At 64.0% G+C, this 16,643-nt stretch carries 13 protein-coding genes; 6 read left to right on the plus strand and 7 right to left on the minus strand.

Translation table 11 applies throughout. The annotated features are described in order from the left end of the window. Positions 1–352: 352 nt before the first annotated feature. Complete coding sequence (locus tag QP164_RS11900) at positions 353–1,471, plus strand: class I SAM-dependent methyltransferase (protein WP_333923265.1); 1,119 nt, start codon at positions 353–355, stop codon at positions 1,469–1,471. A gap of 34 nt (positions 1,472–1,505) precedes the next feature. On the opposite strand, the gene QP164_RS11905 is transcribed toward QP164_RS11900, so the two are convergent. From QP164_RS11905 to QP164_RS11935, 7 genes are read right to left on the minus strand one after another with little or no spacing between them, the layout of a single operon-like run. Next, on the minus strand, positions 1,506–2,777 hold the full coding sequence (locus QP164_RS11905) for a glycosyltransferase family 4 protein (RefSeq protein WP_132736858.1): 1,272 nt from the start codon (positions 2,775–2,777) through the stop codon (positions 1,506–1,508). 23 nt (positions 2,778–2,800) lie between these two features. Further along, positions 2,801–4,087, minus strand: coding sequence for a capsule biosynthesis protein (locus tag QP164_RS11910; protein WP_333923266.1), 1,287 nt, complete (start codon positions 4,085–4,087; stop codon positions 2,801–2,803). Beyond that, complete coding sequence (locus QP164_RS11915) at positions 4,084–5,595, minus strand: capsular polysaccharide export protein, LipB/KpsS family (RefSeq protein WP_333923267.1); 1,512 nt, start codon at positions 5,593–5,595, stop codon at positions 4,084–4,086. Before QP164_RS11915 ends, QP164_RS11910 begins: the two co-directional genes overlap by 4 nt. 10 nt (positions 5,596–5,605) lie before the next feature. Continuing rightward, positions 5,606–6,778 carry a lipopolysaccharide biosynthesis protein gene (locus QP164_RS11920; RefSeq protein WP_333923268.1) on the minus strand — a complete coding sequence of 391 codons (1,173 nt, stop codon included), beginning with the start codon at positions 6,776–6,778 and terminating at the stop codon, positions 5,606–5,608. Positions 6,779–6,835: 57 nt separating this feature from the next. Continuing rightward, the gene (locus QP164_RS11925; protein ID WP_207894113.1) at positions 6,836–7,639 is read right to left on the minus strand and encodes an ABC transporter permease; all 804 of its coding nucleotides are present in this window, start codon (positions 7,637–7,639) and stop codon (positions 6,836–6,838) included. Next, the gene (locus QP164_RS11930; RefSeq protein WP_333923269.1) at positions 7,640–8,986 is read right to left on the minus strand and encodes a glycosyltransferase family 4 protein; all 1,347 of its coding nucleotides are present in this window, start codon (positions 8,984–8,986) and stop codon (positions 7,640–7,642) included. After that, positions 8,976–10,286: a glycosyltransferase family 4 protein gene (locus QP164_RS11935; protein ID WP_333923270.1), complete on the minus strand. Its 1,311-nt coding sequence runs from the start codon at positions 10,284–10,286 to the stop codon at positions 8,976–8,978. Before QP164_RS11935 ends, QP164_RS11930 begins: the two co-directional genes overlap by 11 nt. 68 nt (positions 10,287–10,354) lie before the next feature. Between QP164_RS11935 and QP164_RS11940 the strand changes: the two genes are divergently transcribed. The 5 genes from QP164_RS11940 to QP164_RS11960 all read left to right on the plus strand — a co-directional run bounded on the left by QP164_RS11940 (position 10,355) and on the right by QP164_RS11960 (position 16,642). Further along, entirely contained in the window at positions 10,355–11,026 is a 672-nt protein-coding gene (locus QP164_RS11940; RefSeq protein WP_333923271.1) for an ABC transporter ATP-binding protein, read from the plus strand. 371 nt (positions 11,027–11,397) lie between these two features. After that, the gene (locus QP164_RS11945) at positions 11,398–12,279 is read left to right on the plus strand and encodes a polysaccharide biosynthesis/export family protein (protein ID WP_333924243.1); all 882 of its coding nucleotides are present in this window, start codon (positions 11,398–11,400) and stop codon (positions 12,277–12,279) included. A gap of 104 nt (positions 12,280–12,383) precedes the next feature. Beyond that, positions 12,384–14,540, plus strand: a complete 2,157-nt coding sequence (locus tag QP164_RS11950; RefSeq protein ID WP_333923272.1) for a glycosyltransferase family 2 protein — start codon at positions 12,384–12,386, stop codon at positions 14,538–14,540. After that, on the plus strand, positions 14,537–15,415 hold the full coding sequence (locus QP164_RS11955) for a glycosyltransferase family 4 protein (RefSeq protein WP_333923273.1): 879 nt from the start codon (positions 14,537–14,539) through the stop codon (positions 15,413–15,415). Before QP164_RS11950 ends, QP164_RS11955 begins: the two co-directional genes overlap by 4 nt. A gap of 306 nt (positions 15,416–15,721) precedes the next feature. Then, positions 15,722–16,642, plus strand: coding sequence for a glycosyltransferase family 61 protein (locus QP164_RS11960; protein ID WP_333923274.1), 921 nt, complete (start codon positions 15,722–15,724; stop codon positions 16,640–16,642). Position 16,643: the final 1 nt, after the last annotated feature.

The raw sequence follows: 16,643 nt of genomic DNA on the forward strand, positions 1-16,643 counted from the left end.
GGCCTTCACCGCCCTACTATAAGATCAAGCCGCACGAAGGCCATAACCGATCAAAGTATAGTCGTACAATTTTGGGTCATACCTCCTTATAACGGGTGACGCGTACATTCTTCATCGCTACGACCCGATCATGCAAAGTGCGTCATCCTCGCCGGCTAGTGCCACAGCACTTGAAATCGACATGGGTCCATTCGACTTTTGGCCACCCCGATCGAGCCGAATTCAAGGACTTGGCGGTTCCGAACCCTCCGAAGACCCGGCCTATGTCTTTCATACCCGCTATGTGTCGCTGGAGAGCAGCACGGTCCGATGCTCGCTCGTCTTTACCGGGCTGACTGCAACGCTTGGCTCGATGATCGTTCGGGTCAACGCGTTGCCGCTCGACGGATCGCGCCCAGCGGAGACGATCAAGACCTGGCCGATCGCGGTGAAGGAGATCGTCGCGGCCGGCGGGACCATGCGGCTCACCTTCGATGCGGTCGACGGCATGCAATATGCGGTGCTCGGGCATCTCTATACCGAGACCGATGCCATCGCGGAGTCGTTCACGATCCTGCTCGACGCCGCCGTCCGCCAACCGCATTTCGAGCAGCAGGTCGAGGCGGCGCGCAAGTCGATCTTCGGCCAACGCGTGTTCCGTCGCGCCTCGCGGTTGCTGGCACACGGCAAGGCGACGCTGGCCGATCCGGTATCGCAGACCTGCACCGCATCGCAGTTCAACGAGCCCGCCTATGACCAGTGGCTCGAACGTCTCAAGCTGGCGAAGCACCGCCATCGCAAGCAATGGGAATTCGTCTATATCCTGCAGACGCTCGAGCGTTACGGGATGCTCAAGGCGGGGGCGCGCGGTTTGGGCTTCGGTGTGGGCATCGAACCCCTGCCCGCAGCGATGGCGGCGATCGGGTGCTCGATCGTGGCGACCGATCTTGCCGCCGACGACGTCCGCAGCCGCGACTGGACCCTGACCAACCAGCATAGCGAAGGCCTCGACCAGCTTCGCTATCCCGAGATCTGTCCAAACGACGTCTTCGATCGCAACGTCGCGTTCCGCGTGGCCGACATGAACGCGATTCCCGCCGACCTGCGCGGGTTCGACTTCACCTGGTCGTCGTGCGCGTACGAGCATCTCGGATCGATCGAGGCCGGTCTCGATTTCGTCCGCAACGCGGTCCAGTGCCTCAATCCGGGCGGGCTCGCGGTACACACCACCGAACTCAACCTCACCTCAAATGATGCGACGATCGATAGCGGCGGTACTGTCCTGTTCCGGCGTCGCGATTTCGAACGGCTCGCGGTCGATCTCGTCTCGCGCGGGCATTTCGTCGCGCAGATCAAATACGATCTCGGCGACACGCAGCAGGACGCCTATGTCGACGTGCCCCCCTATTCGGCGGACAACCATCTGAAGCTCGCGCTCGGTCAGTATGTCACGACCTCGTTCGGGATCATCGTCCGCCGCGGCGATCGTTGAAGCGCGGTGACGCCGGCCGATCAGGCCTGCGCCATCAGGCCATCGCGACGACCGCGTCGATCGTCGCTTCGACCACGTCGATGTGCTGGCCCCAACTCACCGGCTGCCACCGCGCCATCCGGTCGAGTTGCGCGGCACGACGCGGCGATTCCGGTCGCGAATAGGCGATGACCGCCTCCAGCCACCCAAGACCATCGAGCGGGTCGAGATAGTCGGGCGCCTCGCCGCCAACCTCCCGCAGTGCGGCGATGTCGCTGCAGATCACCGGCAGCCCGGCGGCGAGTGCTTCGCTGACCGGCATGCCGAAGCCCTCGGCAAACGAGGGCAACAGCAAGGCCTGCGCGCCGCCGAGCACCGCCTGCATCTCGCGATCGGACATGTTCGACGCCTCGATCACATGGCCCGACACCGCGGCACAGCGCTCGATCATGTCGATCGCATTTTCGTTTTCCCACCCGCGGCGGCCGATCAGCACAAGCTTCGGCGCCGCGGTGCCGAGCTTCTCGGCCAGCCTGCGCCAGACGTTGAGCAGTAACAGATGGTTCTTGCGGGGCTCGATCGTCGCGACGCACACGAAATACGGACCGTCCGGAACCGATGATAGGATTGCCGGGCGAGCGGACGGGAGCAGCTCGACCGGGTCTGTCCCGAGATGCGCGACGCGGACGACACGCTCGCTGCGCGCGTCGGTCAGATGCCGGCCGACCGCATCGATCGTCGCTGCCGAATTGCCGATGATCCCGCTGGCATGACGGTCGATCGTCCGCATGACGTCGCGGTGCCGCGCATGACCGTCGATCCGCGCGAACTCCGGGTGAGTCAGCGGGATCACGTCGTGGATCAGCGAGATCAGCCGTGCGCGTTCGCGTTTCAGGATGGCCGCGACCAAATCGATATCCTCGAGATGATGATGCGATGCCTGGAGATAGATGCGGTGCCGGTCATCGGTCGGCACCGGCCGTGGCCGTAGGGCCAGCAGGTGCCGGTTGGCGGCGGCCCGCACCGCATGCGGATCGAGAACGTCCGGGTTCCGCCATCGCGCATCGGTAAAGCTGAGGAACTGCCGCACCGCCCCGACCGGCAATCGCCCATAATAGCCGCCCGCGGGATGCACCGCCGCAAACGCCAGTCGGTCCGGAATACGGTTCAGCAATTCGCGCGCATAGACGAACTCGACGCGATCGATCCCGGTCGGCGTCACATGATAGGATCGGCTCAGCAACCGCGACAGATCGAGCACGACTTCTGCGTCCACGCTGGCGCGCCCACCGAGCCAACGCGGCACCAGAGTCCGAGTAAGCAACATCGGCGCAAACGCGCGAAACGGCTTCAAACACCGTCTCCGTCACGCATGTCGGGCACATCGGGTCCACCGTCCGCGCCCCGGTCGGCGTGCACCGTGTCTACCGGCTCGCGGGTCAGGCGGCGTTCGGCGTGCCGTACAAGCATCGCGATCCCTGCGTCGCTCAGATAGCCGCCGGGGATCAGGCAGCGATCGATCAGCACGCGCTTGAACGCATCATACAGCGCCGTGTCGACCGGCGGCGGATCGGCCCAGAAATTGTCCAGCGGTTCGCGCCGGACGATTCCTTCGATATCGTAGATCGCCTCGCCGAGCACCGCCACCGGCACGCCCGAGTTCAGCGCCAGCGTGCCGACCGTGCTGTTGACGGTCACGACCGCGCGGGCCTTGGCAACCAGATCGGAGATATCGCCGTCGCCGATATAAAAGACCCGATCGGCGACCTTGTACCGCTGTGCCTCGCGGCGGACGAACCGCCGCCAGCTCGACAATCCGCCGTCGAGCGGGTGTCGCTTGACGATCAGGTTGACCCCCGCCGGGGCCGACCGTGCAAAGCTCTTGATGATGAACCGCAGCGCCGCACGCATGTCGCGAAACGGCGAATGGACGCGGATCTGATAATCCGAGTTCAATTGCAGCGGCAGCGCGAAATACGGGGTGTCGCGGATCGCCGTCATCAACGCGGCGGACCGCCTGCGCTCGCGGCGCTTGGTGACGAAATGCACTGCCCAGCCAAGCGCCTCGCTCAACATCGCGGCGGAGCGGTGCGATCGATAGAATGGATATAATGGACGGGTAAGCGCGCTGAAGATCGTATAGCGGCTGGTCTCGCGCAACCGACGTGCGAAGCTCGATGGGACGGGTTCTACCGGAGGAAATCCCGACAGCCGGCCAGCCTGTTCGCGATACCAGTCACCATCACGCGGCAATTTCGAATTCCCGTTCACGCCGTCTTCCTGCAACGTCATGAAATCGGGGCGGATATAGCCTTCCTCGAAGACGTGGACGCGAATGCCACGCAGCTTGGCCATGCCGTGCGCAGAGGCGTGATGCGGCCTGCAATCGCCAAAGAGAATGACGTCGGTGACGAGATGATCGACGACAAAATCATCGAAGAACAGCGGCCAGCCCTTTAGCGAGCTTCGATAGTCGGTCGAGAATCCGCTCCAGTCGGCGCGATCGCCGCCATTCAGGTTGATCCGGCGTACCGCATGCCCCTGCATGGCCAGCGCGGACGCCAGCTGGTCGAAAAAGCCACCATGTGGTCCCTGCAGGAAGAGAAACGTCTGCTTGGCGTCGGTTGCTGGCGTCATCGAAGGCCTGTCGCGAGTACGATGCCCCGCCGCCGGACTCGTCCGAGTATCTGGCGCATCAGGTTGAACGCGGTATCGGAGCGCCCCTGCCCCGCCGCGATGCGGGCAACGAGCGTTTCGACGTCACAGAATAGTCCGGTGACCGGATCGATATACCGCGGGTACAGGATCAGCGTGCCGGCAACGAGCTGATCGATCGTCAGCATCCGACGACGACGGTCGGGTTTCTCGACAAGGTCTTCGGTAAGCCCCCAACCGGAGAAAAAGGGGCGGCCGTGTACCGTCACTGGGCGTCCACGCATCAGCGCCTCGAACCCGGTCAAGGATGTCAGCACATGGACGGCATCGACCCGTTCGACGAGCGACAGCAATGCACTGTCCTGGTCGATCCGATCGACCCATTCGGCGGCGGCCGACGGCGACACATGACCTTTTCGGTGACCGGCGACGACATCGGGATGCGGTCGATAGACAATGAACGCGTCGGGCTCGCAACGCCGTACGCGGGCCAGGAATTCGACGTTCGAGGTCACCCCGCCGCCGCCGCACAGCACCGAGCGATCATCCTCGACCTGCCCGATCGCGAGTACGCACCGTCGATCGGGCAACGGTGCGAACGCCCCCGCATCGATTCCGTATTTGCCGATATGAGAGTCGCAGATCATGCCACGCAGACGTCGTGCCCGATCGATCAGCGCGTCGGAAAACGCGTGCGTCTGCAACAGGGTCTCCAGATCGCTTGGCTGTGCAGGGTCGTAATAAACGCCGCACGTGTCGATCGTCACCGAACTCGGCACGCGGCCATCGGCGCCAAGGCCGCTCGATCGCACGAAACCGTCCTCGACGATCTGTAGCGCGAGTCCCGCCGCTTGCACGTCGCGCGCGTAATCGGACGGCATCCGCGACGCCCAGCCGGCGATCGCCCGCCCCGATCGACGCGCCGAGGCTAGCGCCTTTTTCGCGGAGGCGGCATCCGGGCTCCGTCGCCCGTCCCACAGGAACCTACCGATCGTGGTGCGCTTCCATCGCGCCATCCCGGTCATCACGCCGATTTTCCGGTTGGCGTCGAGCGTCCTGCGCCACCCCGCCAGCCGTGCGATCGTCTCGGTCAGCGTCGCGGGGCGATCCTCGAACGGATCGTGACACGCAAACGCGGTCAGCCGCTCCAGACAGGCATGTTCGATCCGCGCGGGATCGACGATCGCCCCGCCCGCGTCATGCACGGTCACATCCGACAGCCAAGCGACGATCGCCAGGTCGTCGGCGGGATCCGCTTGCACCAAGCGACCATCCGCAACCTGCGTCCAGGGATCGTTCTCGCCGTCCCAGAACGCGCCGCCGACGCGCGCCATACGCAATGCGTCCAGCGCAAGACGCGCCTCCGCAAGACTGGGTGGAGTGCCGCCCGCCACGGTGATCGCCACCGGCGCCACCCAGGGAAAGGGCGGTGCGCGCAACAGCGGCAGGACGCTGGTCCTACGGTCGCTCGTCATGCTGCGTGACGACATGCCGCCGCGCTTAGCTCGCATGTTCCCGAACACCGGCGGCGACCAGCCAGCCAAGGCCATACACCACCATCAACGAGATGAAGAGCGTGAGCAGCGACAGCGCGCGCTTGGGATATTCGGAGCGGACCGGCATGTTCGCGTCGACGATCCGGACGATGTAGAGTTGCTGGCGCACCGCCTGCTGGCGTGCCGCTTCGAAAGCCGCTGAGGCCGCGTCGTAGCGTTTCGACAGGAACCCCTGCTGCATGCGGAGGCGCTCGTAATCGCCCAGCCCGGCAGCGATCGCATTGCCGCCACCCGCGAGCTTGGCGGATTGTGCCGCGACTTGGGACTGCAACGACCGCACTTGCTGCGACAGGGCCGCGTATTGCGGGTTGCGCGTGCCGATCAGGCTGACCGTCGTCGCCAGCTGCGACCGGGCGGCGGACAGTTCGGCTTGGAGTTTCGATACCAGGCCGATCTGCGCTTCGGCGGTCCCTTGCGGGTTCACGTCCCTGCTGTCCTGCCGAAAATCGGTCATCCGCGCTTGTACCTGGGACAGCGCCGCTTCGGATTCGGCAAGTTGCTGGTGCGACAGTTTGACCGCATCGGCATAGGACCGGACGTTCATCGTGTTGACCTGGCCTTCGCCCAGTCCGAGCAGCTTGCGGGCGATGACATAGGCATCGACCGGCCGGAACGCGCGGACCTTCAGCGTCGTGATGCCGGTGTCGGTGTCGTAATGGACGTCGACCTGTTTGCGGTAATATTTAAGCAGCGCTTCGGGGGTCGGATCGGCGGTGGGCAATCGGCTCAGGCCGTCGGCCTCGGGGCGGCGGAACCGGGCGATCAGCGCGCTCTGCTTGCTCAGGGCATCGACCGCGTCGTGCGACAGCAGGAAGTCCGCGACGCTGTTGGCCTCGCCCTGGCCACCGCCGCCGCCAGCACTGCCGCTCGCCCCGAGCAGCTTTTCGATGCTGGATCCGCTCGATGCCGGCGCACCCTGCGCGCGTACCAGATAATGCGCTTCGGACTCATACTGGTCCGCGGCAAAGCCGTAGAGATAGAGCGCGGCGGCCAGACACGGCAGCAGCACCACGACGAAGAACCAGCCATATTGCGTGCGGGCCTGACGCCATCGCTCCCCGAGGCTCGGCAGCGCCGCCGGTGCGGCGGTCGCCGGGGACATGAAACCGTGCACCATGATATTCTCCGAGGGTGGACCGCCAGTAAAGGCCGAGTATAGCGCCGTCACGGATCGTCACGGCATATGTATCTTGCGCTTGACGGCAGCAATCGCCAGCAGGCCGATCAAGGTCGATCCAAATATCCAGCCCGCGAGATACCATGCGTCGATAAAGTACGGCACCGCGCTGATAAACCATCCGTATCGCAACATTTCAAAAATATGCGACATCGGAATGAACGAAAAGAACGGCCTGAACTTTGCCGGCACCCATTGCATCATGATGAAGACACCGGACAATGGCAGCATGATGTACGCAATCGGATGGACCAATCGTCCCATCGCTCTGTTTTCGAACGTAAAAGCGCAGACGATGAGCGAAAGACCAAAGGCCAGAAAGAACATGCACGCCACGCCAAGGCATACGTAAAGAGGGCGCGCGGGAAGATCTGACAGGCCGGTCGCCACCGCCAGCCCCATCAAGATCATGAACGACAGGATACAGCCCGCGGCTTCGAGCAGCGCGCGTGCGAGCAGGACGTCGAAGATCGTCACCGTCTTGTGATACAGAAGCGGGAGATTGGCCTCCAGCGCGCCCTCGGCACGGCCGAAGATGCTGCGGAACATGATGAAGATGCAATAGCCGATCAGCGCGAACGGCACTGGCTTGATGTCGCTGCCGAAATGCCCGCCGGTCTGCTGGTGCAGCAAGGCGATCATCGTCGCCAGCATCATCGGCTCGAGAATGAGCCAGACATAGCCGATATTGTCGCGGCCATAGCGCGTATGCAATTCGCGCATGATCAGCGCACCGATCACGTTTCCCTGGACCTTGAGGCCCCGACGCAGCGTGCCGCGCGGCTGGATACGGGTCGCCATCTACTCCCACCCCTTCGGCATGTGGCGACCGGCCCGTGGGGCCTTCGCCAAGATCGTGTCGTACATCGCCCCGAGTCGCGCGCGGTAGCGATCCTGCGTGAACACTTGCGCCTGCTCGGTGCCGGCCGCCACGAGCCGGCCCGCCAGCGCGTCGTCGGTATCGAGCGCGAGGATGGCGGCGGTCAGCGCGCCGACGTCGTACGGATCCACCATCAGCGCCGCCTGCCCCGCGACCTCCGGCAACGAACTCCGATCCGACGTTATGACCGGGGTGCCAAGCTGCATCGCTTCGAGGACGGGAAGCCCGAACCCCTCGTACAATGACGGGAAGATCACCCCCTTGGCGTTCTCGATCAGCTGCAGCAGCAGCGCGCGCGGCAGATATTGCAACCGGATGACCTGGCTCGCGACGCGCCTGCCAAAGGCATTGTGCGATCCGGCCGCTCCGGTCGCGAGCAGGCGAAGGTCCTCGTCGGCCTGCCACGCACCCGCGCCGACCAGGACGAGCGGCGTCTTTACCTGGCTGCCGAGATAGGCCTCGATCAGCCGACCGACATTCTTCTTGGGTTCGATCGCGCCATAATACAGGAAATAGCCACGCGGCTTCAGCCCGAACAACGCGGTGACGTCGCCGACATGGTCCTGCCGTGTCTGCGCGGTCGAGACGCATTGATAGGTGTTGGTGATGCGGTCCCCGGCGATACCGAACTGCGCGATCACATCGTCACGACTCGACTCCGACACGGTGCAGACATGGTCCGCCTCGCGCACGATCGTCTCGGTCATCCGGTAATAGAGCCGCTTTCGGTCGAGCGTCGCATAGGGCAGCTTGAGCGGCACCAGATCGTGCAGCGTATAGACGTTGCTCGTGCCCAGCATCCGGATCGGCACGGGGTAGGTCCAGTGCATGATGTGCGGTGGATCGGAGACCCGGATCGGCAGGAACCGTCCGGTCCGCGCGAAATATCGGTCGGCACGCTCGAACAGCCGGGCGGAACTCATGATCCGCTCGAAGCGCGGCAATCGCCGCGCGATCGCGCCCTGGACGATCAATCCCCGCATCGGAACGTCGAACATCTGCGTCCGCCGATACTGGCCGAACCACTCCCGCACCGCCCGCACCGCCGCGAGCCCGGGGCCTTGCGGAATTCCCCGCCCGAGCGCCTCGTAGAACAGGATCTCGCGCAGCTCCGGGTGAATCCCGACGGGTATCCCGAATACGCCGTCCAGGCGCACGCCCAACGACGTGATCGCGTCGCCAAGAGCCTGGCCATAGGTCGCGACCCCGGTGCCATGCGGCAAGGCGAGGTTGAACCCGTCGATCGCGATCCGCACGTCAGCGTTCACCCGCGGTCTCCAATTCGGACCACACGCCATCGGCGATCCGCGCGTCGATCAGCCGGTCGTACAGCGGCGTCAGTCGCCGGCCGAACGCCAGCGGCTTGAAGACCTCCGCTCGCGCCAACCCGCGCCTCGTCAACGCGGCGCACAGGACATCGTCGGCGACGATCCGCCGGAGCCCTTCGGCGATCGCCTGCGCATCGAGCGGATCGACCAGCAGGCAGGCGCCGCCTGCAATCTCCGCCAGCGCGCCACCGTTGGAGGTGAGGACCGGCGTTCCGAGCGCCATCGCTTCCGCAACCGGCAAGCCGAACCCCTCCTCCAGCGACACGCAGACGAGCGCCCGCGCGTTGCGGATCAGGTCGATCAACACCGACCTGTCCTGGTACGGCAGGACCAGCACGCCGGCGCGTTCGAGTTCGCAACGCAACGCATCGGCGCCAGCACCTTCGCCATCAGCGCCATCGCTACCAATGGGCCCCGCCATCACCAGCGGCACGCCGCAGCCGCTGGCCCGCCACGCGACCGCAAGCCGGGCGAGGTTCTTGCGCGGCTCGATCGTTCCGCAAAAGAACAGATAGCCGTCTGGGCGCAGATCATACGGCAAGACGCCGCCTCTACGCCCGAGACGAGCGCTAGGCGTGTCGCTGGAACACGGCGTGCCCGCCTCCTGCGTTCCGGCGAGCCCGACCAACCCGCCGCCGCAATCGCTGATCAATTCCGACGGAATCGGCAGCATCTCGAGGAAGGTCTGGCGCGCCCAGGCGGATACCGTGACGATCCGGTCGGTCTGCGCGGCGATCGCCATCAGGCACGCGCGCAATCGCTCCGCAGCGACGGGGGACAGATCGGGCCGGCGCAACGGGATCACGTCGTGCACGGTGTGGACGTTGATCCAGCCCTCGACGACGGCAGGGATCGGATAGGTCCAATGCATGATGCCGACCGGCTCCGGCGGGGTGAGCCGCAACAGCGTACCGTGCCGCGCGAAATGGACCTGCGCGAGCCTGAAGATGTCGCGCCGCCACAAGCCCGCGGTCTCGCGGTCCGACGTTGCGCGTACCGGTGCCCGCCCGGCCGCAATGGGTCGTGCAGAAACGCTGCGGGGTCGCGAAGACCATGCCGAGAGCCATCGCGATGCCGCCGCCCGCCGCGTGCTCGGCGCACCGAAGCGGCCGATCGAGTCATCGCGCAAGGCCAGCGTGGTACGGCCCGCCGCGGCGAGCGCGGCGAGCACCGCCCGGCGATAAGTCGCAACCCCCGTACCGCCAGTTCCTGCCAATCGCGCGTCGACGGCGATCTTCACCTTCTTATGGAGGGCTTGGTCGAGTACAGGCCCAGATATCATCCCTTCCATGCGGAGCATTCGACGCGATGATCGCCTTCGAGAACGTCTACAAGAAATATCATGGTCGCGGCTTTCAGAACCCGGTTCTGAACGACATCAACATGATCATAAAACGCGGCGATAGTATTGGTGTATGTGGCGCAAATGGCGTCGGAAAGTCGACTCTGATGCGGATGATTTCGGGGGTCGAACCGCCAACGTCTGGCATCATCAAACGTACCATGACTACATCCTGGCCGATCGGCTATGCCAGTGCGTTCCAACCCGGGCTTACCGGCGCTGACAATGCCCGCTTCATTGCCCGGATCTATGGCCGGGATCCGCAAGAACTGCTCGACTATGTTCAGGATTTTGCGCAACTCGGTTCCTATATTCATGAACCTGTCAATACCTATTCGGCAGGAATGTCCGCACGTCTTGCATTCGGCGTCTCCCTCGCCATAGACTTTGATTGCTACATCGTCGATGAAATTACGGGCGCTGGAGACGAACGTTTCAGAATCAAGTCGGAAGAGGCACTTACCGCGCGCCGCGACCGTGGAACCCTAGTCATGGTATCGCACGATACCCACGCATTATTTCGATATTGCGAACGCGGCGCGGTGGTATTCGGCGGCGTCGTCACGTTATATGACACGATTCAGGAAGCCGCCGACGTGCATCATAGACTACAAAGCTTTCCGCCATCGCCACGTTGATTTGATTGTTTTCATCTTTGGTCTCATTTAACGGTATATCGGTAAACATAGGCCGATAGTTAGATATCTTCGGCCAGTCTATTGAAAGACTTATCGATGACGACATTTGAGATTTACAAACGGCGTCGACGATACATCAGCCAATCGACCAGGATCATCCTTATATCTGTGGGACTTGGCGCAATTGGGGGTGCTCGACCCTACCTGCCGCGGGGCCGACCTCCGCACAAATCCGCCGCGCGGAGACCAAGGACAACCAAACGGGATTCCAGATCGTCGATATCGACGCGGCGACCACCGCGCGTCTTGCCATCCACGGCGCCACCACCACGCCGCTCGCGACGCTGGACGAAGTCGGCCGTACCGATACGCTGGGCCCCGGCGACACGCTGTCGATCGGCATTTTCGAAGTTGGCGTGACTCTGTTCACGCGTGGCAACGGCGCCGCCGCCCAAAGCAGTTTCACACCATCGGCATCGGGCACCGATCTTACCGTTCGCGTGGACTCGTCCGGCAACGTGCAGTTGCCGTATGTCGGTCGCGTGTCGGTTGTCGGCAAGACGCCTGGTCAGGTCGAGCGGACGATCGAACAGGGCATGATCGGCTTGTCGCAACGCCCTCAGGTCGTCGTGGCGGTTAAAACCAACGCCTTCAACGTATTCTATGTTTCGGGGGACATACGCACGCCCGGCCGGTTCGAACTGGGCCTGCCGCGCGAACGGCTGCTCGATGCGATCGCCCGCGCCGGCGGCACGACCAACCAGCCCAACGACATGATCGTGCGCGTTACCCGCAGCGCGCGCTCTGCAGAAACACGACTGAGTGAAATCAACGCGTCGGGCGATCAGAATATCGCGTTGTTGCCAGGCGACCGGATCGAATTGTTCAACCGGCCACGGACATTCCTGGTGTTCGGTGCAACCGAGAAGGTCTCGCAGGTCGCGTTCGGCGCAAGTTCGCTTTCGCTGGCCGAAGCGATGGCACGGATCGGAGGCCCGAGCGAGCGGACCGCAGACCCGGCCGCGGTCTATCTGTTCCGGTACGACACCTCGCTCGGTGCCGAGCCCAAGCCGATCGTCTACCGCCTCAACATGATCCGCGCCGACAGCTATTTTCTGTCGCAGCGGGTCGAGATGCAGGACAAGGACGTGATCTACGTCTCCAGCGCCGCAGCCAATGCACCGGGCAAGATGACGCAGATCATCGGTCAGCTCTTCACGCCGCTCGCGCTAGCTCGCAGCCTGACCCAGTAACCGCTGACGCACGGACGAGAACGAGGCCGGAGCGAACAACGACAGGAACGACCGTGTTCTGTCGGCTCCGGATACCAAGCGAGCGAACGGAGCAGCGAAGACCAATGACCGCAGGCTATATCGAAGCGTTGGAATGCCTGGCGGATCGCGTGGTCGTGCAGGGTTGGGCCAACGACGAGGCGCTGCGATCCGGCCCGTTGACGCTCTCGTTCGACGGCATCGCACAGCGCGTCGTCCAGATCACGGAAACAGCGTATCGCGAGGATCTGGCCGCGATCGGTGCGCGTGCATTTCGCGTTTGCCTGCCGGTTCCGATCGCCGACGGGACCCATGTGACGGCGACGATCACCGGCAAGCCGCTCAAGATCGCGGCGGACGCAGTGCGTCCCATGGCGCCGCTCGGTCACATCGAGGTGGCCGGCAGCGACGATGTGGGAGGGTGGATCGTCGCGGTAGGCCTACCGGTGACGCTCCAGTTCGATGGCAACCTGACCGCGTCTATCGACCCGGCAATCGACCGCCCCGACCTGATGCAGATCGTACCGGGCAACGCACCGAACTACGGGTTCCGCGTGTCGCTGCAGGCACTGCGCGCGCGCGCGACGCCTTCGTCCGCCACGGCCTTGGGCCCGGACATGATCCTGTTGCGGGCCGGCACGCACATCGTCGGCGCGGCGACCCTCGTCCGTACGCAACTGGTCCACGGCAAACTTGAGCGCGTCACGCTGAGCGAAGCACGGGGCTGGGCAGCCGACGCCAACCGCTCGGACGGGACGCTTCGCGTGGAAATGCGGATCGATGGCATCCGCTATGCGACCGGAGTCGCCGACCGGTACCGCGCCGATCTGGTCGCCAAGGGCATCGTCGCGGCGGGAGGCGGGTTTCGCTTCGAGATGCCGTCGATCAGCATGACCGGCGCGACCAGCGCGCATGTTGCCGTCCATGCGCTGGATGACGTCGTGGCGATCCGCGGCGCGATCGACATGCCGGTTCCCGAGCGGCGTACGCTGCTGCCGTCGGTGATCCTCGACATCCTGCCCGATTTCGACGAGCGCGGCGTGACGATCATCGTCCCGATCTACAATGCCGCCAACGATACCGCCGCATGCATCGCCGCGCTTTGCCGCAGCACCGACATACCCTGCCGGCTGATCCTGATCGACGATTGCAGCACCGATCCGGCGATTGCCGAAATCCTGGAGACCGCGGCCACGCTGCGTAACGTCGAGGTGCACCGCAATACCGAGAATTTGGGGTTCACGCGTACCGTCAACCGCGCGATCGGGCTTGCCGGCACCGACGACGTGGTCCTGCTCAATTCGGATACGCAGGTGACCGTCGGGTGGCTCCAGGGTCTGCGCCTTGCGGCCTATAGCGGCCGATCAGTCGCGACCGCGACGGCGGTGTCGGACAATGCAGGCGCCTTCTCGGTTCCGGAGCCCGGCATCGCCAATCCGGTTCCCGCCGGCTTCTCCTTCGACGACATGGCACGGCTGGTCCGGCAATCGGCGATGACGCTGCGACCGGAGGTGCCGACCGGGCACGGGTTCTGCCTGTTCATCCGCCGCGACGCGCTCGACCGAATCGGGGCGCTTGATGCCACTGCGTTTCCCCGCGGCTATGGCGAAGAGAACGACTTTTCGATGCGCGCCGATCATGCCGGGCTGCGCAACGTCGTCGATGACCGCACGTTCGTCCATCATGAGGGGTCGGCAAGCTTCGGCACGGCCAAGACGGCGCTGTATGCGGCGGGGCGGCTGGTGGTCGACGAACGCTATCCCGAATACAAGGCACGGATCGGCGTGTTCTCGCGCGGTCGGGACATGCTGGCGATGCGCTGGCGGATCCGGCGTGCGGTGGCAGACGTCGTGGCCGCGCCGCGACCGCGCATCCTGTATGTGATCGCCACGCAGTCGGGGGGCACGCCACAGACCAACCAGGACCTGATGGCCGCGATCGAGGACCGGTTCGAACCGTGGCTGCTACGCTGCAATACGGTCCAGCTCGAGCTGTCGCGGCTGCACGAGGGCGCGCTGGTGCCGGTCGAGACCGCAGACCTGCACCGCGGCATCGATCCGCTGGTCCACCGTTCGAGCGAATACGACCTGATCGTCGCCGACATGCTCACCCGGCACGCGATCGATCTTGTGCATATTCGACACATGGCGTGGCACAGCACCACCCTCCCCAAACGTGCCGCCGACTGGGGATCGCGACAGTCTTCTCGTTTCACGATTTCTATACGCTGTGTCCGACGGTGAAGCTGCTCGATCAGGACATGGTGTTTTGCGGTGGCCGCTGCACGCCCGGACCAGGTCGGTGTCGTCCCGAATTATGGCCGGCCGATGCGTTTCCGAACCTGAAGCATCAATTCATCCATCGCTGGCGCGCGATGATGAACGAGGCGCTTCGCCACTGTGATGCGTACGTCACGACAAGCCCGACCGCGCGGGAGATTATTCTCGATGCCTTGCCCGATCTCGCTGATCGACCGTTTGAGGTCATTCCTCATGGCCGCACCTTTACAGATTTCGGCATCGCCGCGCCGTGGCAACCAGGTATGCCGCTCAAGATTCTCGTACCCGGCAACCTTTCCGCCGCGAAAGGGTCCATCCTCATAGAAGCCGTGGCGGAGATCGACGGCGGGCGCACGTTTGAATTTCACGTCCTTGGCGACTCGGGTCACATGACGGCGCGCCCTGGGCTGGTCCTGCATGGGCGGTACCAGCGCGATGCGTTCGCCGCTCGGGTGGCCGAGATTGCGCCACACCTCGGGGCTATTTTCTCGATATGGGCAGAGACCTATTGTCACACACTGACCGAGCTCTGGGCAGCAGGACTGCCTGTGGTCGGCTTCGACATTGGCGCGGTGGGCGACAGGATCAAGGAGTCCGGCGCCGGGTGGCTGCATCACGTCGGCATTCCAGCTGCCGATCTGGCACAATGGCTTGCTCATCTGGCGGCGCTTCCCGATGCCATCCATGCGGCCCGGATGGCGACCGTCCACTGGCAGGACACGGTCGGCCGTCACTATGACACCTCGGCGATGGCAGACCGCTATGGGGCATTGTACGCACAAGTAGCGAAGAACCGATGCGTATTCACCAACCTCGAGATCGAGGGAAGCGCAGGATGACGAAACAGTTCGCCGGCTGGGATTGGACGGCGATCATAGACACAGGTACGTCACAACGTTTCCTGCAAGGAACCGACGATCACCGACTCTCAGTTTGTACCTGATACGATGTATCACCTGTTCCACCGCGATGGCATTCCCACAACGGATGATCTGTCGACTGCCGTAGGTCAAGCCACGCGCGTCACGCTGCCTGGTAGCGCACCAGTGATACGCCAGCCCCCCGTATTCTTCGCGATCGATCCGCGCGTCGCCGACGTAGCGCGCGAACACGACGTCCGTTCGGGGCCGGGCGCGACTACGCGATTGGCGCCTTCGTTCGTCGTTGCGCTACCGCATGGTGCGATCCTCACCGAAGGGTTTCTGGTTGCGGATCAGGATCATCGCATCCTCAGCGACAGCTTCCGCGCCTTCGGATCGCTTGCACGCTACGGATTTCACGAGCACCCGGATCGTCTTTTCTCGATCGACCTGGTCGGCGGGCCCGAGCTATCGGGAACACATCTGGTCGTGGGCATCCAAACCAACCTGAACTACTTCCACTGGTTGCTCGAGGCGATGCCGCGGCTGTGGCTGGCACAGCGTGAGGGGTTGGCGGCGGACACGACAGTCTGGCTGCCACCGCTACGCCCGTGGATGGCCGACATGCTGACGGCGCTGCAACCGATCGACAGGTGCGCGACGCAGGCGGACGGCATCACACGATGCGCCCGGTTGCTGATGCCGGCGCGCGGGCTGAGCAACATCCATACGTTTTGCGCCCACGCATTCGCCATGGCGGATGAAATACGCGAGCGGCATGCACCAGCGGCACCAGCGGGACGTCGGTTCTTCATTACCCGCGCCGGTGCCGGGTCGCGCAAACTGATCAATGAAGCCGAGATCATGGAGATCGCCGCCGAGCACGGGTTCGAAACCGTCGAACCGCAACATCTTGCCTTTCACGATCAAGTTAAGCTGTTTGCCGGCGCGGACGCCATTGCCGGGCCGCTAGGCGCCGGACTCGCCAATGCGGTATTCATGCGTCCCGGCAGCGTTTTGATCGAACTCGCTCCAGAAGGGCGGGAGGGCGATGCGACCTTGTTCGCCAATCTCGCGCACCACCGCCAACTGGATTATCTTGCCGCCGTCGGCCCGACCGTCGCCACCGACGCCCGGCCGGTGGATCGGCGGGATTTTTCGGTTGATACAGGAATCATACGCAAATTGTTCGGGGCGCTTGGCTGAG

It is taken from the genome of Sphingomonas sp. LR59, assembly GCF_036855945.1.
Taxonomy (GTDB): Bacteria; Pseudomonadota; Alphaproteobacteria; order Sphingomonadales; family Sphingomonadaceae; genus Sphingomonas.

Excerpts from the sequence above, each read along its gene's own strand:
- QP164_RS11900 (WP_333923265.1), top strand. The coding sequence starts at position 353 with ATGATCGTTCGGGTCAACGCGTTGCCGCTCGACGGATCGCGCCCAGCG.
- QP164_RS11905 (WP_132736858.1), bottom strand. The coding sequence starts at position 2,777 with ATGTTGCTTACTCGGACTCTGGTGCCGCGTTGGCTCGGTGGGCGCGCC.
- QP164_RS11910 (WP_333923266.1), bottom strand. The coding sequence starts at position 4,087 with ATGACGCCAGCAACCGACGCCAAGCAGACGTTTCTCTTCCTGCAGGGA.
- QP164_RS11915 (WP_333923267.1), bottom strand. The coding sequence starts at position 5,595 with ATGTCGTCACGCAGCATGACGAGCGACCGTAGGACCAGCGTCCTGCCG.
- QP164_RS11920 (WP_333923268.1), bottom strand. The coding sequence starts at position 6,778 with ATGGTGCACGGTTTCATGTCCCCGGCGACCGCCGCACCGGCGGCGCTG.
- QP164_RS11925 (WP_207894113.1), bottom strand. The coding sequence starts at position 7,639 with ATGGCGACCCGTATCCAGCCGCGCGGCACGCTGCGTCGGGGCCTCAAG.
- QP164_RS11940 (WP_333923271.1), top strand. The coding sequence starts at position 10,355 with ATGATCGCCTTCGAGAACGTCTACAAGAAATATCATGGTCGCGGCTTT.
- QP164_RS11950 (WP_333923272.1), top strand. The coding sequence starts at position 12,384 with ATGACCGCAGGCTATATCGAAGCGTTGGAATGCCTGGCGGATCGCGTG.